The following is a 21,496-nucleotide window of genomic DNA, read 5'->3' as shown; positions in this document are numbered from 1 at the left end:
TCTGGACTTACAATAACGAAAGGCCAAATATGGCCTTGGGCGGCATTACACCAATTCAAAAAATGGCCTTAGCCGCATAGCCTCTACTTTTAACGACCGTTAAAAATGGGGGGATTACCCGAGCACCGTCACCAGGGGAATCAGAATATTGCGCAGGACATGCACGCCGATAATTCGCAAGGGCGATAATCCCTTGGCGCGCGCAAACTTGATGTAGTCCAGCGGCAGCACTTCGCGCACGCCGGCGCTGGTCAGGCGGATCACCAGCGAAAGCTTGAACAAGGACAGGTTCAGCGCGGGCAGGAACATGTGTTTGAGGCCGTCCCACGTCAGGAAGGACCACTGCACACCCAGAAACTCTACCGTCTGGCCGCGCCCACTGGCCGGCAGCCAGCCCAGCAGCACACTGAATGCCATGATCAGCATCAGCCCAACCCAGAAGGTGGGCAGCGAAAAGCCCAGTATGCTGCTTGCCATCACTGCGCGAGACAAGGGCGCCTCAGGCTTGAGGCCCACCATCAGCCCCGTCGGCACACCGATCACGACCGCAATCACCATCGCGGCCAGCGCCAGTTCCAGCGTAGCGGGAAAGCGCTGCAAAATAAGGGGAATCGCGGGGGTGTTGTAGACAAAGCTCTTGCCCAGATCGCCGTTGAGCGCCCCGCCAAGAAACGACAGATACTGCCGCCACAACGGTTGGTCCAGCCCCAGCTGAGCGATGATTCTTGCGCGATCGACCTGATCCACATCCTGGCCGATCAGGATATCGACCGGATCGCCGATCGCATGCAGCCCGATGAACACAATCAAGGTCATCAAGAGGATGACAACCACTGATTGCAGCAGCCGCTTGGTAAGCCACTGTATCATCGCCGCTCGCCCTTGCTGGTACAGCACGACTCATATCGAATCATTTCTGTTTTCCTTGTCTCACACCTGTCCTGAATTGGCCGCCCATGCGCATTGCGGGGCGTCGAATGGGGAAAAGTGTGCAACGAAGGTATAGCGCGGGCAAGTTGCTTATTACATAATCAGCTTTTGCGTATTGCGAAAGATCAATAGCGCGGCACGCTGAAAGCATTAATTAATGCGGGTTTCCAGACGTCGATCCAAATTCGGTTTTGTTTATCCCAATAGCAAGAGGCCGGGAAAACCCGGCCTCTTGCCAAGCGGTCTGCGACAGCATGCCAGCGCTGCCAGACACAATCACGATGCGATGCTGCCGGCTAGTCCCTGGAAAATGGCTGCCCCAGAAAATCCACGGTAACCAGATTGCCATCCAGCTCGCCCATGCCGGGCGCATTCAATGGCATGCCGGGCGCGGCAACGCCTTTTACCGACGCATCCGCCAGGAGCTTGCGCACCACACTGGCTGGCACATGCCCTTCCACAATCTGCCCTGTACCGTCGATCACACCCGTATGGCAAGAGCTCAGCGCCACCGGCACGCCCAGCCTCTGCTTGACTGCCGCCATATTGCTTGTCTCGATGGCTTTTACCTCAAAGCCAGACGCCCGCATATGGTCGACCCAGCCGGAACAACAGCCGCAACTGGGATCCTGATAGACGGTCATGGCGCTATCCGCAGCCTGCGCCAAAGAAGAGGCCGCGGCAAACGCGATCGCTGTCAGCCAGATTTTCATGTTTCAAGTTCCTGTATGCCGGGGGTTGATGAGCGAAACGCCCGGATGATCGAATGCCGCGCGCAAAATCATCACGGCAACGGATTTGCCATGCATGATAATGTCCTGCGGCAGCTCTTGCGCGTGCTTAACAAGCTCGCGCATCCGCCAGGGCTGCGAAGGTCGAAATTTTCGACCCCTTCTTCGGGTGAGCCGTACGCTCTTCATTAGCGAACGAGAACGGTAGCCAGCGGGGCATAATGCTCCACGCAACACTGTAGGTAAACCCATAATATGAGAATCCTGCGTTATTAAAATCAATGGCTTACAAAACGAGTGTACCCATAAACTGAGAATTTGGTACCCATAAAGTGAGAATTTTTTCCTATAGTTGCTATCGTTCATCGCAACCAGCAGCACGCCTTCAGGGTGCACCCATCACGTTTAATAGAACAAATGATTTTGAGATCGACACAGACTTGGATGGCAATTTTACTGCCATCAATACTTGTCAAAGATTGATCCTTTATGCGGGTAGAACAGCTTCTCGTATAACCTAGTGGCGTACTCATCTGTCATGCCAGCAATAAAATCACAAATGACACGAGCTTGCTTTTGTTGAACACCTTCAGCGGCGGCATAGCGTTTGAGCGTGCTTCCGGGCAAGAGCCTCTCTGGATCGGAAATCAAAGCATCAAAAAGCTCAATCACAAGTTTTTGGCCTTTGAACTCCAACTGTTGCACGTTGCAGCTCTTAATAACCTGATCCCTGACGAGATTAAATATGTGGCCAAGCAAGCCCTCGTGCTTCTTGTCTATATACGCATTCCACTTTATCAACTCGCACTTCGAATGTGGCATGGCCGACGGCCTCACGACAGCATTGGTAATGAACTTATTAACTAACCCACCTATTGCATTCTTACGCAGATAGCTTTCATCCCCAAACAACTCTTCTGACAAAGCGTGGTAATCAATACCGCAGTTCTTGAAAAGATCTACAGCACCTTCGTTATGTTTTTCCCAACCTTTTCGCGTAACCATACCCAACGAAACTGCGTCTTCTAGGTCATGCAGACTATAGGAAATATCATCAGCCAACTCCATAATAGACGTATCTAATGCTTTATGAATTGGTTTGTTGTGAATGCGCTTTTGAGTGCTCTGATCAAATTTATGTTCGACACTTATGAAGGCCGATTTTGTCTCGGGATCCAAAGTCTCTAACAGCCAATTTACTACGTCCCGCTCATCATCCAAATAACACTTTGGGGGCTTGTGATCATCTGCTTTGCTGAGCCACTTAAACGTATTTATATCGCCATAAGAGCTATCAACGACAGTCGCTGAATACGACGCAGGATATTTCAGAACTCCCAGAATGAGGCGACGAGTTGGATTGAGTCCATATTGGTCGGTGTATTTATCTAGGCGGGACAGAATACGCAATGTTTGACCGTTCCCTTCAAAACCACCGTACTGCCTCATACAAATATTGAGAGCGATCTCCCCGCCATGGCCAAATGGTGGATGCCCAATATCATGAGCAAGACAAATGGAGCTTATTAGCGCATCTTCAGGCAAGGCCGATTGAATCTCAGCGTTATCTTTATGCTTTTTTTTGAGCCAACGAACAATTCCCACACCGATCTGAGCAACTTCCATGGAATGCGTAAGTCGCGTCCGATAAAAATCGCTTTCACCAAGCCCTAAGACTTGTGTTTTGGACTGTAGACGCCGAAATGCTGCCGAATGAATCAAACGAGCGTAATCGCGCTCCCATTCCGATCTCACATCGCGATCTCGTAACTTACTAGGCAATCTACGTTCTTCCCATATTTTTTTATTCATAGTGCTTATCAGCCCAAGTATTTGTATTTAGGTTTTCTCGGTGCGGTGACCTATGGCGTACGAACCTAGCAATACTTTCATAACTCAATCTTCTCAGAAAATCTGATCTAGCTTAGATGCTTTGAACGAGTTCATCGCAATGACTGTACAGATAACCCCAGCACATCAAGACTATATGTAATTATTTGTATGCGTATAAAGTTACCATAGCTTCAGCAATCCAGCGGGAATTCATCCTTTTCAACACAGATTCCTAGGCATGCAAACTCACATCTTCTTCGTCTGTGCAACCACCAGGCGCCCCAAATCCGCCACACGAATCAGGCCACCTCGCCGCTGTCCATTGGGCAGCGGCACACCTCCAACGATCTCAACAACCTATTTCGGAATAGTCGGTCATAAGGCGATGGCCTTTTGGACTTCCCCCTATGGCCGATTTACCCACTACGCAGACTTTTGATCATCACTTAACACCGAGTCAAGCTCATTGAACCAGCCTCTGTTATGAACGAGCCTAGCAGTATGCGCCCCACTGTTTAGGATCTCTGCCTTAGTCATCTGTGCAATACGCTCCCAAGATTCCATGGGTAGTACATAGGTAGCGTTATTCACTTGTGGACATTCCAGGACGCACTGTTTTAATCGATCGAAACCGAATACGACATATCCCTCAAATCCCCCAGCGCCTATCGCCACAAAATCAGGCTCTTTGGCGCCGACAGCAGATAATCGAGCTCGCAATACCCCTTGGTTTCCTTTAGGGGCACGTTCTACAACTTTTTCAAGGGCGGGAATAGCAGAATCCCAAGGATTACGGCCTGGAGGCAGTAGCTGCCAATGCAATCGATGAATGGGTGCTTTGACCCAGCTGGTTAGGTTCTTATCCAATATTTCAAAGCCACCAAATACTTCGTACAACATGTTGGCGGTATTGGTTGCTATAACGACGCTGGCTTCATCATTTGTAAACGACCCTGCCACCACGTATTTCTGACCGTCCTCGCGTATTTTGATTTCTATCTCAACGCTATAAGGTTGGACGCGCGTGCGAGGGTAGCGCTTATAGGGAACATCGACGACCTTCGACTTTTCCTCAACATCATTACGGCCAACAAACTGCTTCCAAGTCCAAACAGCTTGGCGGTATGCCGTTTCCATCGGTTGGTCACGATGAATAATGTCGAAGCCCTCAGCGTTGCGTCGAGATGCTGCCCCCTTACGTGTGGAGGCTAAGATACGCTGTCCTGGAATGAGTGAAGCCTCAAAGCCAAGTGGCTTCAGGCGTGCCTCAATATCATGCTGAATAGCAAGACCAAGCATGTATGGCTCATGCGGCTGGAGATGCTTGATGTATTTTGTAATATTTCGGGTTTTTCTGTTAACCTGCATCGTAAGAGTTCCTTATAAAAGTAAGTGAGGCGGCGGAAACTCTGCCTCTTATCTGATAGGGCTCCTGAGACTGGCTCCGTGGACGCCGGCATAAAGAAATATTTTTCACCCAGGCCGTCCAGCGAGGCGTGGTCAAGAGTCATAGGGAGGGAGAACCCATCTATGTCTGCTATAACTAGCCCAAACGAGCGCTTATCTAAGGCTGAAGTAGAGGCTTCCCTTCAGGGCCTAAGTCCAGCTGACTGGAAGCGAGCAGAGTCCATCGCAACGCTTCTCTGTGGTGGTTTAATTGGCTGGACGCCTGACGACTTGTTGCAAGAAGCTTTGTGTCGGTTGTTGGACGGAACCCGAGTCTGGCCGGCTGACCTTCATCCTCTTGTCGTGCTTAAGGGCGTAATGCATAGCATCGCTAGCAACGCGCGCAAGCACAATGATGTCAGTCCTATCGACCAACACGTGGTCGTCGAGGCATTTGAGGCTGACGAAGATGATAGGACGCCGGTAGCCCATGGCAAAGTAACAGCCACGCCCGAAGATGAATTGTCTGGGAAGCAGCAAATAGCTCAGATATACGCTGCACTAGGAGGAGACGAAGACCTTGGGTTGCTTGTCATGACCTGGGCTGACGGCATGCGAGGAGCTGAGGCGCGCGAGACGTTAGGATGGGATGAAAAGAAGTATGATGCGGCCCGAAACCGGCTCCTGCGCCGACTAAACGCGCTGGATACGGAGTGGAGATCAACATGAATACAAAGTCGAGCAACGAGTTTGACAACTTCATTGATACATTTGTCTCTGAACTAATCGAGACTCCCGATGACCAGATTCTGGAAGGACTGAACCCAGAAACAGTACAAGCCAAGGGGATTGACCTGCTCAAAGCCGCCAAGGCGCAAGCTAGTCGTTCACGCCTTGCTGCGGCGAAAGCCGGATATGCAGCTCTAATGGCCCAACCCTCTGCAACACTGCAGAACGTTTCAGCAGAAGAAGCACGACTCTTTTTAGAAAAAGCATCTAATGACAGCAGATTTACGCTGGCTGCACGCAACCTTGGGGAGTTGTCCGACACTGAGGCGATAGCGTTGTACTCGCAACTCAAAAGCCTTGAAGAATCGACTAGGGACGGAGATGATAGGTGACAGCGATCGTTGGAGAGCGCGCGGAAGCATTGATCGTAGATCTAGGCATCAGTAGGCCCGAAGAGCTGGACATCGAAGCCATCGCGTTCGACTCTCAAGTTGAAGTTGTCTATGAACCTATGAAGGGGTGTGAGGCGTCTCTAGTGGGTTACCGTCATCGTGCCATCGCCACCATCAACCCATCAGGGGTACGCGGTCGCGAGCGATTTTCCGTGGCTCATGAACTTGGGCATTGGCATCTACATCGAGGACGCTCTTTTAGGTGCCGTGTGGATGATCCTGAAACCAACTTGTCAGCTGACCGATCTTTGGAGAGAGAAGCGGATAGTTTTGCGGCGCATCTATTGCTTCCTAGACCGCTATTTAATCCAGTGATCAAATCATTCGGCACACCAACATTTCAACAGCTGATAAATGTTGCCCATGATTTTGAGACAAGCATACTGACCACCACATTGCGCTTAGCCGACGTTAATACGCAGCCAGTCATCGTTGCTTGCTATGACCGTAATGGAAAACGTTGGGCGATTCCTGCCCAAGATATTCCAACACGCTGGCGCCTAAAAGAGGAACTAGACGAAGACTCCTTTACCTACGACTTACTCCATTACGGTACTGAATGTCCAGGGCTGAGGAAACAACCCGCAAATGTCTGGTTTAGAAATAATGACGCTGGCGAGTATGAGGTTCAGGAACAATGCCTCATTAGTACGGGAGGTACAGCGCTTGTCCTACTCTATCTAGAGTCATCGATGTTTGAGGTTGGCCCTGATTGGAATATCGACCGAAAATACAACGAGCATGGCTCATACATTCCTCGAAGACAATCTGCACGATAGCGCTAGGTCGTTCATGAATGAATTCCCATTACTCAGGAACTGACACAGAGCTAAACTAGTTCCTTATTGGATCGCAGGCAACCCCGAAACCATCCTCATGATTTCAACACTGACTCGTACCACCCGCTTGAGTGGGTTGCTAGTGCCAAATCTTGTCACCACCACGTAACTAGACGTCTACATCGCCATCTTTCAGGGGGCACTCCCCACCGCTCCAATCTATCCAGCCCTCGTCGCTCACCCATTCTCGACTGGCCTTAATGACCCAAGCCCCATCCAGGAACTCTGTTAATTCATCTACGGTGGCAAACTTCGTAACGCCTGTTTTCCATTCTCGATAACGGGCGTTGCCCAATCAGGGGCTCCTATGAAGTAAGGCATTTTGCCATTCATGCAATGCCACATGGTTAATCACCATATTGGTTGTTCAGTACCCAGTATAGGACGGTTCCCCTGCTTGCTTGAGCCTACTTACTTACAGCATAGGCAAGCTCTAGCAGCTCACGCGTGATGGCATAGATCCCCGGCCTTTTGCTCTCCCTTGGACCTGCCACGTTGAGCACTCGAATGTTATGGATACGTAGCCACTCAGCAATCTCCAACGCCAAAGATTCCAGCGAGTGGGTATCAACCTGGGCAAGAAAGTACGCCTTCTGCTGCATCTGGGCAAATACTTGAATTGCCAAGGTTCCACCGTCGAGCTCGCCAGTATTAATGACCAACGTGCCATTACTATCCCCAACATTATGCTTATTACGTTGGCGATATCCGCCGTCAACCAGTTCTGTGCGTTGGTATTTCAGTGGAATTGTGCCATCTTCTGCTTCACGCCCTCGTGGGTTCCAGCCACCATGCGGGTAGCCATGCTCGATAGCAAAGTCCAGTGCAGCCCGATCTGCTCCTGTTTTGGCCTCCAGATATAAAGCGCAGACTCGTTTGGCAAATGTGTTTTTGGCTAGCCATCTATGATTCCCTTTGCTTACCTCAAGGAGTATGGAAGACATCAATCAAAAACAAGAGACCCATTAGTTTCTCAACTTATGGGCCTCAAATTCTCAGCTTATGCCTTCACCTACAACACGCTCAAACATCAATATTCCCCGCCTGCAGCGCATGCGTTTCGATAAACTCCCGGCGCGGCTCGACGTGATCGCCCATTAGCGTGGTGAAGACCTCATCCGCCGCTATCGCATCCTCGACCTGAACGCGCAGCAGACGGCGCACAGCGGGATCCATGGTGGTTTCCCACAGCTGCTGGGGATTCATCTCGCCCAGGCCCTTGTAGCGCTGTTTGCTGATGCTGCGATCGGCTTCGCTGCGCAGCCACTGCATGGCTTCGCGGAAGTCGGACACGGGTTTTTCCTTGCGTCTGTCGCCTTCGCCACGGGCAATGACGGCGCCCTCGCCCATCAGGCCAATGAACGTCTGCGCAGCGCGCGCAAGCGTGGCGTAATCTGCGCCGCGCACAAAGGCGCGGTCGAACACGCTGACGCGCACGTTGCCGTGATGCATGCGGCTGAGCACCAGACGCCAGGCATCGCCTTCTTCATTGGCCTGCGCCTCGACCGACACAGCGTTGGGCAGTGCAGGATCGAACAGCGCATCCATTAGCCGCTGCGCCGAAGCCTGCGCCTGCTCGGCATCGTCCAGATTGATTTCAACCCCTTCGGCCATGGCCGACAGCGCATCGTGGTCCAGGTGGCGGGCCATGCGGCTGATGACCGAATCGGCCATTACATATTGACGCGCCAAATTGGCCAGGGCTTCGCCAATAATGGGCTCGGCGCCCTGCCGCACGACCAGCGAGGCTTCTTTCAGGGCCACCTGCAGCATGAACTGCGCTTCTTCAGCGTCGTCCTTCAGGTAACGCTCTTCGCGGCCGACCTTGACCTTGTACAGCGGTGGCTGAGCGATATAGATGTGGCCGCGCGCAACCAGCTCGGGCATCTGCCGATACAGCAGCGTGAGCAGCAGCGTACGGATGTGCGCACCGTCCACGTCGGCGTCGGTCATGATAATGATGCGGTGATAGCGCAGCTTGTCAATGTTGAAATCCGGACCGATGCTCGTGCCCAGGGCGGTGATCAGCGTGGTGATCTGCTCGCTGGATACCAGGCGATCGAATCGCGCTTTTTCGACATTGAGCACCTTGCCGCGCAGCGGCAAGATAGCCTGGAACTTGCGGTCGCGGCCCTGCTTGGCCGAGCCGCCTGCCGAGTCACCCTCCACGATGTAGATTTCGCACAAGGCGGGGTCCTTCTCCTGGCAGTCGGCCAGCTTGCCGGGCAGGCCAGCGCCTTCCAGCACGCTCTTGCGGCGCGTCATCTCGCGCGCCTTGCGGGCCGCATCGCGCGCGCGCGCAGCCTCAATCACCTTGTTGCACAAAGCCTTGGCATCGTTGGGATGCTCAAGCAGCCAGGTTTCCAGCGTGCGGGCAACCGCTTCCTCGACCGCAGGACGCACTTCGCTGGACACCAGCTTGTCTTTGGTCTGGCTGCTGAACTTGGGCTCAGGCACCTTGACCGACAGCACGCAAGCCAGGCCTTCGCGCATGTCGTCGCCGGTGGTATCCACCTTGGCCTTCTTGGCCAGTTCGTTATCGGCAATGTACTTGTTCAGCACCCGTGTCATGGCGGCGCGCAGGCCGGTCAGGTGAGTGCCGCCATCGCGCTGGGGGATGTTGTTCGTAAAGCAGAGCACCGTTTCGGTGTAGCTGTCGTTCCATTGCATGGCCACGTCTACGCCGATGGGTGCCTCATTCACGACAGACTCAGTGCTGACCGCGAACACATTGGCATGCAGCACTGTCTTGCTGCGGTTGATGTATTCGACAAAACCTTTGACGCCGCCCAGAAAGGCAAAGTTTTCTTCCTTGCCCGTGCGTTCGTCGAGCAGGCGGATCTTGACGCCATTGTTCAGGAACGACAGCTCGCGCAGACGCTTGGCGAGAATGTCGTAGTGGTACTCGATATTCTCGAAGATCGTATCGTCGGCGAGGAACTGCACCCGCGTGCCTGTCAGCTCTGTTGGCCCGGTAACGGTAAGCGGCTCCACGCGTTCGCCACGCCGGAACTCCATTTCGTGAACCTGCCCGTTGCGGGAAATCGTCAGGCGCAGCCATTGCGACAAAGCGTTCACGCACGACACGCCCACACCGTGCAAACCGCCCGACACCTTGTAGGAGTTGTGATCGAACTTGCCGCCGGCGTGCAGCTCCGTCATCACGATTTCGGCCGCGCTGCGGTGATGCTCGTCGTCCTTGTGCAGATCGGTGGGAATGCCACGGCCGTTATCGCTGACTGAAATACTGTTGTCCGCATGGATGGTCACCACGATATCGTCGCAGTAGCCCGCCAATGCCTCGTCGATGGCATTGTCGACCACCTCGAAGACCATATGGTGCAAGCCTGTGCCGTCGGAAGTATCGCCAATATACATGCCGGGACGCTTGCGAACGGCCTCCAGGCCCTTGAGCATCTTGATGGAATCGGCGCCGTAACCGGTGGCGGGGGCGTTGGTAGTTTGATCTGACATAGTTTTGCGGAAACCTTATATAAACCTGACGGGCGGCTGCACAGATACGCCGGACAGGAGGCCCGGCGCCCGTGGCGCGTGAAGCAGGAAACGCCTTAGATACGCATCGGCATCACAACGTATTTGAACTGGTCGTCGTCGGGCGATGTAATGAGCGCGGACGCATTGACATCGGGCTGCACGGACCATTGCACGCTGTCGGTTTTGACGTTGGCCAGCACATCGAGCAGGTAGCTGACGTTAAAACCGACATCGAGCGCCTCGTGCGCATAATCGATGTCGATTTCTTCCTGCGCCTCTTCCTGCTCGGCGTTGGAGGAAGAAATCTTGAGCAGGTTGTCGGACAACTGCACCCGCACGCCCTTGAGCTTGTCGGTGGTGAGAATGGCGGCGCGGTGCAGTGCTCCCTGCAGCTCGTCGCGATTGACCGAGAAGTGGCGCGTATAGTTGCTGGGAATGACCCGGGTGAAGTCGGGGAATTTGCCTTCGACCAGCTTGGAGACCAGCTCGACATCGCCAAAGCGGAACCGGATCTGGCCCGTGGCCACATCGATGGAAACAGGATCTTCGGTATCGGCCAGCAGACGCTGCATTTCGAGCACTGTCTTGCGCGGCACGATGACATCGTGCTTGCTCTCGATGCCCTCGACCGCCGTGCCGCTATGGGCAAGGCGGTGGCCATCGGTCGCAACCGCGCGCACAAAGCCTGGCTCAAACACAAAAAGCAGGCCGTTCAGGTAGTAGCGGATGTCCTGTTGCGCCATGGCAAAGTGCACCGAATTGAACAGATGCTTGAGCGCCTTTTGCGGCAGCGAAAACGAAACGTCCCATTTTTCGGGCTGGGCCAAAATGGGGAATTCGGGCGCGGGCATGGTCTGCAGGGCGAACCGGCTTTTGCCGGACTGCACCGAAAGCTTGGCCGAGGCCAAAGCCAGTTTTACATCGCAGGTGTCGGGCAGGGCGCGCAGGATATCGAGCAGCTTGCGCGCAGCGACTGTGGTGGACTCGTTGTCGTCGCCGACGCCGAATCCGGCATGCGTCGTGATCTGGACTTCAAGGTCGGTTGCGATGAAAGCCACGCTGTTGCCTTCCTTGCGCAACAGGATATTGGCAAGTATCGGCAACGTGTTCCTACGTTCGACGATACCCGCCACCGTCGACAACGGTTTGAGCACTTCATCGCGAGTCGCTTGTACGAGTTGCATGATTATCCTTTCAGGGTTTGTTCTAGTACGTGAAGGGCGTGGTTAAGCTCGGTTTGCTTGGACCGGGCATTGGCGATTTTACGCACCGCGTGCAATACGGTGGTGTGATCCCGCCCGCCGAATAAATCGCCGATCTCGGGCAGGCTTTTCTGGGTAAGCTCCTTGGCCAGGTACATGGCGACCTGGCGGGGCATGGCAATATTGGCGGGCCGGCGTTTGGAATACATATCGGCCACCTTGATCTTGTAGAAGTCGGCGACCGTCTTCTGGATGTTCTCGACGGTGATCTGTCCATTAGAGACCGACAGCAAATCCTTGAGCGCGTCCTTGCATACATCGACCGTGAGCACTTCGCGGCCATGAAAGCGCGCGTAGGCGGACACCTTGCGCAGCGCGCCCTCGAGCTCGCGCACGTTGCTGCGCAGATGCTTGGCAATGAAGAAGGCGACTTCCTCGGGCATGCTGACGCCTTCTGATGAGGCCTTGTGCAGCAGAATGGCCACGCGCATCTCGAGCTCGGGCGGCTCAATGGCTACCGTGAGGCCGGAATCGAAACGCGAGATCAGGCGGCTGTCGATGTTGGACAGCTCTTTGGGATACGTATCCGACGTGATGATGATCTGCTTGCGCTGAGCCACCATCGCCTCGAACGCGTAGAAGAATTCTTCCTGGGTACGGTTCTTGCCGGCGAAAAACTGGATATCGTCAATGAGCAGCAGATCCAGCGAATGGTAATAACGCTTGAATTCGTCGAAGGCCTTGCGCTGATAGGCCTTGACCACATCGGAGACGTACTGGTCGGCGTGCACGTAGCGCACACGCTTGCCAGTGCCATTGGCGACCAGCGCATTCCCAATGGCGTGGATCAGGTGGGTTTTGCCCAGGCCCACGCCGCCGTACAAGAAGAGCGGGTTGTAGGACACGCCGGGGTTTTCGGCGACCTGCAGCGCAGCAGCGCGCGCGAGCTGATTGGCCTTGCCGGTGACGAAGTTCTTGAAGGTCAGGTCGGTATTGAGCCGGGAACGGTCATTGGCCGCTTCGGCCGCCGCGTTGGCCGCGGCAGCGGCGCCCGGGTTGGCCACAGCAGGCGCAGACACCGGTGCAGGGGGCGAGCCAACGGACAGCGGCGCGGCGCCGGACCGCGTGGGGGCGGCGCCACGATGGATGCCGCCGGACGCACTGGCCAGCTCGAACGAAACCTGCACGGGCCGTTCGTACCACTCGGACGCCAGGCGCTCGATTTCGTGCGAGAAGTTCTTGCGCACCCAATCGAGCTTGAACCGATTGGGCGCAGACACCCGCAGCACCGCCTGCGCTTCATCGAACGCAACGGGTACAAGAGGGCGTATCCAGGCGCTAATTTGTTGCGGAGGTAGGTCCTGCTCCAGACGCTGGACGCAGGTCTGCCAGAAATCTTTCATATCGGTCACTTCGGTAAACCTCGATTCTACCCTGTCGAGGCCCTAGTTATCCACAAGCCTGAATATGAAACTGCACGTTATTCTGTGCTAACCATTTGACTAAACTATAAAAATTTGATGAAATGGCGGGCTTGACACCGAATTTTCAACCCGCCGGGGCAGCGCCGAATATACGCTGCGGGCCGTTCTTTTAATCTGGATCAACCATGAAACGCACATTCCAACCTTCAGTTACCCGCCGCAAGCGCACTCACGGTTTTCGTGTCCGCATGAAAACCCGCGGCGGCCGTGCCGTTATCAATGCGCGCCGTGCCAAGGGCCGCAAGCAACTGGCCGTCTAAGCCAGTCGCTGCCCGGGCAGCCAGCCGGACATGCGCCGCTGGCCTTACCGCTACGATGCGCGCCACATTTCCCGCTGCGGCACGCCTGCATCGCCCCTCCGAGTACGCATCGGCCCTGAAGGGCCGGCGGCTTGCCAGAGGGGCTTTGTTCGTTGTCATGACGCCGCGCGGCAACGACGCACTCGAAGGGCAAGGCTCACGGCTGGGCCTCATTATCGCCAAGCGATTTGCCGCGCGCGCCGTTACGCGCAACGCCATCAAGCGGGTGCTGCGCGAGGCATTTCGGCAAAAAAAGCACCTGCTGCCCGAACGCGACCTCGTCTTCAGGCTACACTCGCGCATTGGCCCCGTCACGCTGACCCAGCTCAAAAAGCAGGTTCGCCTCGAGGCCGACGCACTTCTGGACAAGGCGGCGCAATGATACGCGCACTTCTCATCGCTCCCATCCGGTTCTACCGGTACTTTCTGAGCCCCTGGGTTGGCCACGGATGCAGGTTCACACCCACCTGTTCGGCCTACACGATAGAGGCCATAGAAACGCATGGGGCCGCCAAGGGCCTGTACCTGGGCGTGTGCCGCATCGGGCGCTGCCACCCATGGTGCCGGGGCGGGCATGATCCCGTACCGCCAGCACGCAGCAACACAGGCCGGGCCAGTGCAGCCAGTCCGGCCACGCCGCATCCACCGGAGCAGCCCTGAAATCCCGCCAGAAAGCGGGATAAGACTGCACCGGTTTATTCGCTCCGCTTACGCTCAATCTGGATTCAGCTGAGCTACGTTAAACTGTTGAGCTTTTGCTCGGCTTCAACTCGAAACAGGCGCTATGGACATCCGACGTACCATCCTCTGGATGATTTTTTCTCTCTCGCTCTTGCTGCTGTGGAACAACTGGCAGGTGCACAACGGCAAGGCCTCGCTTTTCGGCCCCACGCCTGCTGCCCAACAAGCTGATGCCAACAACGCATCCCCTGCGCAGCCGGCGGCAGACACCAGCATTCCCGCTGCGGTTCAGCAAGCGCAACCCCGCGCCGCCCAGACTGCGGGCGATGCGCATGTGCCAGACAACAGCCAGCCTGCCGCCACCTCCGAAAAGATCCACATCAGCACCGATGTCTATAACCTGACATTCGACACGCAGGGCGCCCAGCTTGTGCGAGCCGAGCTGTTGCACTATTCGGACACCGACAACAACGGCCAGCCCATGGTCTTGCTGGACGACTCCGCAACGTCGACCTATCTGGCACAAAGCGGCATCGTCGGCGCGCCTGCCGGCGAAAGCTTCCCCACGCACCTGACGCCGTTCAAGCTGGTGTCCACCGAACGTTCGCTCACTGGCGACAAGCTGGACGTGATCTTCGAAGCGCAGTCTGGCAACGTCAAGGTCGTCAAGACCTACACCCTGCACCGTGGCCGCTATGACATCGACGTGCGCCACGACGTCTTCAACCAAGGCGCCGCGCCTGTGTCGCCCTCGCTGTATCTGCAGCTCACGCGCGACGACAGCGAACCAGGCGACTCCTCTCCGTTCTACCGCACCTTTACCGGCGCCGCCCTGTATTCGGCAGACGACAAGTTCCAGAAAGTCGCCTTCAAGGATATCGACAAGGGCAAAGCCAGCTATACCAAGCAGGCGGACAATGGCTGGATAGGCATGGTGCAGCACTACTTCGCCACCGCCTGGGTGCCGCCCGAGGGCACCGTGCGCCACAACGAAGCGTTGCACCTGTCCAACAATCTTTATGCCATCCGCAGCATCGAGTCGATGGGCACCCTGCAGCCCGGCCAGAATGTAACGGTCGATTCCCATCTGTGGGTTGGCCCGCAGGACCAGAAGGCCATGAGCGCCCTCGCGCCTGGGCTGGAGCTGGTGGTCGACTATGGTTGGCTAACCATTATTGCCAAGCCCCTGTTCAAAATCATGACCTGGATACACAGCGTGCTGGGCAACTGGGGCTGGACCATTGTCGTACTCACGCTGCTGATCAAGCTTGTGTTCTACCCGCTGTCGGCCGCCAGCTATCGCTCGATGGCCAAGATGAAGCAGGTTGGCCCGCGCATGAAGGCCCTGCGCGACAAATTCGGCGACGACAAGGCCAAGCTCAACGCGGCCATGATGGAGATGTACCGCACCGAAAAAATCAACCCGCTGGGTGGCTGCCTGCCCATGGTGGTGCAGATTCCCGTATTCATTTCCTTGTACTGGGTGTTGCTGGGCAGTGTCGAGATGCGCGGCGCCCCCTGGATACTCTGGATCCACGACCTGTCTGTGCGTGACCCGTGGTTCATTCTGCCGGCCATCATGATGGCGACGATGTTCCTGCAGATCAAGCTGAACCCGACACCACCCGATCCGACCCAGGCCAAGATCATGATGATCATGCCACTGGTCTTTGGCGGCATGATGTTCTTCTTCCCGGCCGGCCTGGTGCTGTACTGGTGTGTCAACAACGCCGTATCCATTGCACAGCAGCGCTACATCATGCATAAGCTCGACAAGGAAACCGCCGCCGCGGCCCGTTGAGCGCCTGCGCGACACCGGCCAGCGGCCTGGCCGTCGCCTGTTCCACCAAGAGCCCTTCATGCAATAACATGAAGGGCTCTTCTCATTGGGTTATTCCCGATAGCAAAAGCTTTAGGCTTAATGTAATTTAGCGTCTAGCCGAATGTTGCTGTCGCGAAGGCTTGATGCGGGCGCAACGGCCTTATACTAACCAACCCAACAAGCAAAGAGACTTCGCATGAACTGGTGCGAACAGGAGACAACATGACACACGCCACCTCCACTGCGCGGCGCCGGCTGCTGCGCCATAGCCTTACCATGGCTCTGTTGTGCGGTGCTCTGGGCGCGGCCCCAAGCTATGCGCAAGAGCCCGTCAAGATCGGGTTTATCGGTACCATGACGGGCCCTGGCGGCGCATTGGGCCAGGATCAATACGACGCCTTCATGCTGGCCATCCAGCAAAATGACGGCAAGCTGGGCGGCGTGCCTGTCGAAGTCATCCGTGAAGACGACCAGCTCAAGCCGGATATCGGCGTCCAGGCAGCCACCCGCTTGCTCAAGAGCGAGCATGTACCCATTATTACCGGGGTGACGTTCTCCAACGTGATGATGGCGATCCACAAGCCCATCACCGAATCCGAAGTCTTTCTGATAGGCTCCAACGCAGGCCCCGCCCCCATTGCCGGCAAAGAGTGCTCGCCGTATTTCTTCTCCACCTCCTGGGACAACGATATGTTGCACGAGGCCGGTGGCCAGCTTGCCACCGACCTGGGCTACAAGAACATGTATGTCATGGCAGCCAACTATCAGGCTGGTCGCGATGCTGTGTCAGGCTTCAAGCGTGACTACACCGGCAATATCATCGACGAGGTCTACACACAGGTCAATCAGCCGGACTACTCGGCCGAGATTGCCCAGCTACAGGCTGCCTCGCCGGATGCCGTCTATGTGTTCTACCCTGGCGGCATGGGTGTGAATTTCGTCAAGCAGTATCGCCAGGCCGGCCTGCTGGGCACGCTGCCGCTGATTTCAGTGTCCACCATCGATGGTTCCACCTTGCCCGCGCTCAAGTCGCTCGCCGTCGGGGCCATCACCAGCGCCCCCTATGCGCCCAATCTGGATAACGCCCAGAACAAGCAGTTTGTCGATGCCTTCGTCAAAGCCTACAAGCGTCAGCCGTCGATGTATGCCGCCCAATCCTACGACGCCGCCAACCTGATCGGCTCGGCGCTGGCCAAAGTCCAGGGCAAGCTGGACGACAAGCAGGCCTTCCGCGATGCCCTGAAAGCGGCAGACTTCGACTCCGTGCGTGGTGATTTCACCTTTGACTCCAATCAGTTCCCCGATGCGCCGTTCTATCGTGTGGACGTTGTGAAGGGGCCGGACGGCGCCGCCCTGGAAGCATCCACGCCCATTCAGATCAAGACCCGCGCCAACTTCGCGGCGCAATGCGACATGAAATAGCACAGTCAGTGCTGGCGGCCGCGCGGGGCGGCCGCCCAACACATTGCGGAGACGCGCTTGAGTTTTACCCTATTCATCATCCAGACGCTGAACGGCCTGCAGCTGGGTGTACTGCTGTTTCTCATGGCTGCCGGCCTGACACTGGTCTTTGGCATCATGAATTTCGTAAACCTGGCGCACGGCTCCATGTACATGATGGGGGCGTTCTTCGCCGCCAGCCTGTACAACTACACCGGATCATTCCTGCTGGCGGCCATTCTGCTGGTGCCCGCCATGATTGCGCTGGGGCTTGCCGTGAACTGGATTGCGCTGCGCAAGCTATATCAGCGTGACCACCTGGATCAGGTGCTGGCGACGTTCGGCCTCATTCTCTTCTTCAATGAGCTGGCCAGGATGATATGGGGCCCTTCGCCCTTTTACATGGAAGTGCCCGAATCGCTGATCGGCGCCGTCAACCTGTTCGGCGTACGTTACCCGGCCTTTCGTCTGCTCATTATCGCGTCAGGCCTGCTGACCGCACTGGGCTGCTATCTGCTGATTCACCGCACTCGCATCGGCATGTTGATACGGGCCGGCGCCACCAACCGTACCATGGTCGGTGTGCTGGGCGTCAATATAGCCCTGCTCAATGCCATGCTGTTCGCGCTGGGCGCCGTACTGGCTGGACTGGCCGGCTTGCTGGCGGGACCCATCATGTCCGTCCAGGCAGGCATGGGTGAACCCATCCTTATCCTGACCATGGTGGTTATTGTGATTGGCGGCATCGGCTCCATCCGTGGCGCCTTTTATGCCTCATTGATCGTCGGTGTGGTCGACACGCTGGGCCGCACGCTGCTTCCCTCCATCCTGCGTACGATGTTCGAGCGCAGTGCGGCAGACATCGCAGGGCCCGCTTTGGCCTCGATGATGATCTATCTGCTGATGGCAGCCGTGCTGGCCATCAAGCCCCAAGGGCTGTTCCCAGTGCACAGGCACTGACACCCGCCGCGTCAGTCGCCCATGCCCATATTACAGGTCCACCCAGCGCCATGCTTTTAAGTTTCAATGTTCTCCGCCATCGTCAGACCAGCACCATCGCAGGTATCGTGCTGCTGGTGGTGCTGGCGCTGTTCCCATTCCTGATGCGGGACAATCCCTTCCTGATTTCCTTTGTCACCCGCATCCTGGTTTTCGCCTTTGCCTCGCTCTCGCTAAACCTTATTCTGGGTTACGGCGGCATGGTGAGTTTCGGTCACGCGCTGTTTCTGGGGCTGGGCGTCTATGGCAGCACCATACTCAGCTTCCATGGCATAGACAGTGGATGGATACAGTTGCTGGCGACACTGATCGCCTGCTGCGTGGTCGGCCTGGTCACCGGCAGCATAGCGCTGCGCACCAGCGGCATCTCCTTCATCATGATCACACTGGCCTTTGCCCAGATGTTTTATTTCTTGCTCGTCAGCCTTAGCCAGTACGGCGGGGATGACGGCCTGAGGCTCAAGGAAGGCAGCAACTTCAGCGGTCTGGTCATGACAGATGGGCTTGTGCTGTATTTCACCACGTTGCTGCTGCTGTGCGCCGGCCTTTATGGTTGCCACCGTCTGGTGCACTCTCGTTTTGGCACAGTCATACGCGCCAGCAAGAGCAACGAGCGCCGCATGAAAGCACTGGGCTATCCCACTTTCCGGTATCGACTGGCGGCCTACGTGCTCTCCGCCATGCTGTGTGGCGTGGCAGGCATGCTCTACGCCAATCTCACTCAGTTTGCCTCCCCCTCCTACATGTCCTGGACGATGTCGGGAGAACTGATCGTCATGGTCATGCTGGGCGGAATTGGCACGCTATTCGGCCCCTTGTTCGGCGCCATGGCCATGATTCTTACCGAGGAAGGGCTCAAGCTGATCACCCATCATTGGATGGTGATCTTTGGCCCGTTGATCGTACTTGTGGTACTGGTCAGCCGGCGAGGCCTGGCGGGCCTGTTCGATAGCATTGACCGCCGTCGTGCGGCCCGGGAGACACGATGAGCTTGCTATCCGTCCGTAAACTGGTCAAACGCTACGGTGGCCTGGTGGCCACCGACCACCTTGATCTGGATGTTGCCGAGGGCGAACTGCATGCCGTGATCGGGCCTAATGGCGCCGGCAAAAGCACGCTGATCACCCAACTTGCGGGTGAAATACGCCCCGATGAGGGACAGATCCTGCTTAATGGCGAAAACATCACGCGCGTGCCCGTCGCCCAGCGAGCCCTGCGCGGCCTGGCACGCTCCTACCAGATCACCTCGGTTTTTCCGGAATTCACGGCGCTCGAAAACGTGATGCTCGCCACTCAGGCCCACCAGGGCCATAGTTTTCGGGCCTGGACACCTGTCGCCGACCAATCCTCGCTGACCGGCCCCGCCCGGCAGATGCTGGAGCGAACCGGGCTGGCGCATCGCAGCAACGTCCCCGCCGCCGATCTCGCGCACGGGGAACAGCGCCAGCTGGAGCTGGCCATGGTGCTGGCCGGACAACCCAGGCTTTTATTGCTGGATGAACCCATGGCCGGCATGAGCCAGGCCGAGTCCGCCGAAATGACCCGGTTGCTGCTTGAGCTGAAAGGCGAGTACGGCATCGTTCTGGTCGAGCACGACATGGACGCCGTATTCCGGCTGGCCGACCGCATTACCGTACTGGTGTATGGGCGCGTCATTGCCAGCGGCCCACCCGAGCACATCCGCAACCACCCGGACGTACGCGCCGCCTACCTCGGAGATGACGCATAATGGCCCGCGAACTGCTCGACGTCAAAGACATCGACGTTTTCTACGGCGCTAGCCAGGCCCTGTTCGGCATGAGCTTCCAGATCAGCGAGGGCGAATTCGTCACCCTGCTGGGACGCAATGGCATGGGCAAATCCACCAGCGTCAAAGCCATTGTGGGCCTTATGGCCCCCACTAAAGGCACCATACAATTTGCTGGCCAAGGTATCGCCGGCCTGCCCTCCTATAAAGTCGCGCGGGCCGGTATCGGCCTCGTGCCAGAAGGTCGCCAGATATTTCCCAACCTCAGCGTCCAGGAAAACCTCGTCGCCACCGCCCACAACCGGCAAGGCCTGGCTCAACCCTGGACCCTGGACCGCATCTACGCGCTCTTTCCGCGACTCAAAGAACGCGCCAACAACGGCGGCAGCAAACTCTCGGGTGGCGAACAACAAATGCTCGCCATCGGCCGCGCCCTCATGACCAACCCCCGGCTGCTTATCCTGGATGAAGCCACCGAAGGCCTCGCACCGCTCATCCGCGAAGAAATCTGGCGCTGCCTGGCCCAAATCAAGTCGCTCGGGATGACCATTCTCTGCATCGACAAAAACCTTAACTCCCTGCTTCCTCTGGCAGATCGTCACTATATTATCGAAAAAGGCCACGCCGTTTGGTCCGGCACGTCCGCAGCGCTTACCGCCCAACGCGACCAACTCCAACACTACATGGGTGTTTAGATCGCCACCATCAGACATCTTCGCCCGATCCCAACAGCGTGATTCGCACGCGCCGCTGAGCCGAAACATAGCGAAAAGACATGCATAGGTGCATTCCACGCCGCTGCCAGGTATCTGAGCCTGAGGTCAACAGCGTGATTCGCACGCGCCGTTGAGCCGAAACATAGCGACAGGACAAGCATAGCGGCATTCCACGCCGCTGCCAGGTATCTGAGCCTGAGGTCAACAGCGTGATTCGCACGCGCCGTTGAGCCGAAACATAGCGACAGGACAAGCATAGCGGCATTCCACGCCGCAGCCAGGTGTCTGAGCCTGAGGTCAACAGCGTGATTCGCACGCGCCGTTGAGCCGAAACATAGCGAAAAGACATGCATAGCGGCATTCCACGCCGCAGCCAGGTGTCTGAGCCTGAGGTCAACAGCGTGATTCGCACGCGCCGCTGAGCCGAAACATAGCGAAAAGACATGCATAGGTGCATTCCACGCCGCTGCCAGGTGTCTGAGCCTGAGGTCAGCAGGGTGATTCGCAGGCGCCGCTGACCTGGGACAGGACGGGGAGGCAAGGCCGCAACTGTTTGAGCGCGACGCTTGTGCACAGTCCGGGGGACTGTGCACCGCGCGAGTTTTGCGGCCGCCCCGTCGTGCCCCGGGGCAGCGGGAAGTCGCCGACGGCGACCGCCGAAGTCACCCTGTTGACCTCAGGCTCAGACACCGACACCAGACACCAGACACC

The 21,496-nt window shown here is 56.6% G+C and carries 20 protein-coding genes and 1 pseudogene; 12 read left to right on the top strand and 9 right to left on the bottom strand.

What is annotated here, in order from left to right:
• Positions 1-117: 117 nt before the first annotated feature.
• The 5 genes and pseudogenes from ERE07_RS20890 to ERE07_RS20870 all read right to left on the bottom strand — a co-directional run.
• Positions 118-870 (bottom strand): annotated as a pseudogene (locus ERE07_RS20890) (ABC transporter permease); the annotation flags it as partial.
• Between the two features lie 356 nt (positions 871-1,226).
• Positions 1,227-1,643, bottom strand: coding sequence for a DUF411 domain-containing protein (locus ERE07_RS20885; protein ID WP_130010961.1), 417 nt, complete (start codon positions 1,641-1,643; stop codon positions 1,227-1,229).
• 3 nt (positions 1,644-1,646) lie between these two features.
• Positions 1,647-1,787: a hypothetical protein gene (locus tag ERE07_RS20880; protein WP_209021208.1), complete on the bottom strand. Its 141-nt coding sequence runs from the start codon at positions 1,785-1,787 to the stop codon at positions 1,647-1,649.
• A 336-nt stretch (positions 1,788-2,123) separates the two neighbouring features.
• Entirely contained in the window at positions 2,124-3,473 is a 1,350-nt protein-coding gene (locus tag ERE07_RS20875; protein ID WP_130010960.1) for an anti-phage deoxyguanosine triphosphatase, read from the bottom strand.
• 444 nt (positions 3,474-3,917) lie between these two features.
• On the bottom strand, positions 3,918-4,862 hold the full coding sequence (locus ERE07_RS20870; RefSeq protein ID WP_130010959.1) for a hypothetical protein: 945 nt from the start codon (positions 4,860-4,862) through the stop codon (positions 3,918-3,920).
• A 396-nt stretch (positions 4,863-5,258) separates the two neighbouring features.
• On the opposite strand from ERE07_RS20870, the gene ERE07_RS20865 reads away from it, so the two are divergent.
• From ERE07_RS20865 to ERE07_RS20855, 3 genes are read left to right on the top strand one after another with little or no spacing between them, the layout of a single operon-like run.
• Positions 5,259-5,609 carry a hypothetical protein gene (locus ERE07_RS20865; RefSeq protein WP_130010958.1) on the top strand — a complete coding sequence of 117 codons (351 nt, stop codon included), beginning with the start codon at positions 5,259-5,261 and terminating at the stop codon, positions 5,607-5,609.
• Positions 5,606-6,001: a hypothetical protein gene (locus ERE07_RS20860; RefSeq protein WP_130010957.1), complete on the top strand. Its 396-nt coding sequence runs from the start codon at positions 5,606-5,608 to the stop codon at positions 5,999-6,001. The genes ERE07_RS20865 and ERE07_RS20860 overlap by 4 nt, the downstream gene beginning before the upstream one ends.
• Entirely contained in the window at positions 5,998-6,840 is an 843-nt protein-coding gene (locus tag ERE07_RS20855; RefSeq protein ID WP_245153819.1) for an ImmA/IrrE family metallo-endopeptidase, read from the top strand. The genes ERE07_RS20860 and ERE07_RS20855 overlap by 4 nt, the downstream gene beginning before the upstream one ends.
• Positions 6,841-7,307: 467 nt before the next feature.
• Here the strand turns inward: ERE07_RS20855 and ERE07_RS20850 are convergent, their stop codons facing one another.
• The 4 genes from ERE07_RS20850 to dnaA all read right to left on the bottom strand — a co-directional run bounded on the left by ERE07_RS20850 (position 7,308) and on the right by dnaA (position 13,000).
• The gene (locus ERE07_RS20850) at positions 7,308-7,844 is read right to left on the bottom strand and encodes a putative molybdenum carrier protein (RefSeq protein WP_130010956.1); all 537 of its coding nucleotides are present in this window, start codon (positions 7,842-7,844) and stop codon (positions 7,308-7,310) included.
• 79 nt (positions 7,845-7,923) lie between these two features.
• Complete coding sequence (gene gyrB / locus ERE07_RS20845) at positions 7,924-10,374, bottom strand: DNA topoisomerase (ATP-hydrolyzing) subunit B (protein ID WP_130010955.1); 2,451 nt, start codon at positions 10,372-10,374, stop codon at positions 7,924-7,926.
• Positions 10,375-10,469: 95 nt separating this feature from the next.
• Positions 10,470-11,579 (bottom strand): DNA polymerase III subunit beta, encoded by a 1,110-nt coding sequence (dnaN, locus tag ERE07_RS20840; protein ID WP_130010954.1) that lies wholly within the window; start codon positions 11,577-11,579, stop codon positions 10,470-10,472.
• Between the two features lie 2 nt (positions 11,580-11,581).
• The gene (gene dnaA / locus ERE07_RS20835) at positions 11,582-13,000 is read right to left on the bottom strand and encodes a chromosomal replication initiator protein DnaA (protein ID WP_130010953.1); all 1,419 of its coding nucleotides are present in this window, start codon (positions 12,998-13,000) and stop codon (positions 11,582-11,584) included.
• A 206-nt stretch (positions 13,001-13,206) separates the two neighbouring features.
• On the opposite strand from dnaA, the gene rpmH reads away from it, so the two are divergent.
• The 9 genes from rpmH to ERE07_RS20790 all read left to right on the top strand — a co-directional run bounded on the left by rpmH (position 13,207) and on the right by ERE07_RS20790 (position 20,764).
• A complete protein-coding gene (gene rpmH / locus ERE07_RS20830) occupies positions 13,207-13,341 on the top strand; it encodes a 50S ribosomal protein L34 (RefSeq protein WP_128355903.1) in 135 nt (44 codons plus the stop codon).
• A gap of 55 nt (positions 13,342-13,396) precedes the next feature.
• The gene (rnpA, locus tag ERE07_RS20825; protein ID WP_130010952.1) at positions 13,397-13,762 is read left to right on the top strand and encodes a ribonuclease P protein component; all 366 of its coding nucleotides are present in this window, start codon (positions 13,397-13,399) and stop codon (positions 13,760-13,762) included.
• Positions 13,759-14,040, top strand: a complete 282-nt coding sequence (gene yidD / locus ERE07_RS20820) for a membrane protein insertion efficiency factor YidD (RefSeq protein WP_130010951.1) — start codon at positions 13,759-13,761, stop codon at positions 14,038-14,040. Before rnpA ends, yidD begins: the two co-directional genes overlap by 4 nt.
• A gap of 124 nt (positions 14,041-14,164) precedes the next feature.
• A complete protein-coding gene (gene yidC / locus ERE07_RS20815) occupies positions 14,165-15,862 on the top strand; it encodes a membrane protein insertase YidC (protein ID WP_130010950.1) in 1,698 nt (565 codons plus the stop codon).
• Positions 15,863-16,105: 243 nt separating this feature from the next.
• Positions 16,106-17,305, top strand: a complete 1,200-nt coding sequence (locus ERE07_RS20810) for an ABC transporter substrate-binding protein (protein ID WP_130010949.1) — start codon at positions 16,106-16,108, stop codon at positions 17,303-17,305.
• Between the two features lie 57 nt (positions 17,306-17,362).
• Positions 17,363-18,283 (top strand): branched-chain amino acid ABC transporter permease, encoded by a 921-nt coding sequence (locus ERE07_RS20805; RefSeq protein ID WP_130010948.1) that lies wholly within the window; start codon positions 17,363-17,365, stop codon positions 18,281-18,283.
• Between the two features lie 50 nt (positions 18,284-18,333).
• On the top strand, positions 18,334-19,311 hold the full coding sequence (locus ERE07_RS20800; protein WP_130010947.1) for a branched-chain amino acid ABC transporter permease: 978 nt from the start codon (positions 18,334-18,336) through the stop codon (positions 19,309-19,311).
• On the top strand, positions 19,308-20,051 hold the full coding sequence (locus ERE07_RS20795) for an ABC transporter ATP-binding protein (protein ID WP_130010946.1): 744 nt from the start codon (positions 19,308-19,310) through the stop codon (positions 20,049-20,051). The genes ERE07_RS20800 and ERE07_RS20795 overlap by 4 nt, the downstream gene beginning before the upstream one ends.
• A complete protein-coding gene (locus ERE07_RS20790; RefSeq protein WP_130010945.1) occupies positions 20,051-20,764 on the top strand; it encodes an ABC transporter ATP-binding protein in 714 nt (237 codons plus the stop codon). Before ERE07_RS20795 ends, ERE07_RS20790 begins: the two co-directional genes overlap by 1 nt.
• The last annotated feature ends 732 nt before the right edge of the window (positions 20,765-21,496 follow it).

Origin of the sequence: Allopusillimonas ginsengisoli (genome assembly GCF_004153455.1) — a bacterium.
Lineage (GTDB): Bacteria > Pseudomonadota > Gammaproteobacteria > Burkholderiales > Burkholderiaceae_B > Allopusillimonas > Allopusillimonas ginsengisoli.
The sequence above is the reverse complement of the archived record's forward strand: the minus strand, read 5'-3'. Positions and strand labels throughout refer to the sequence as shown.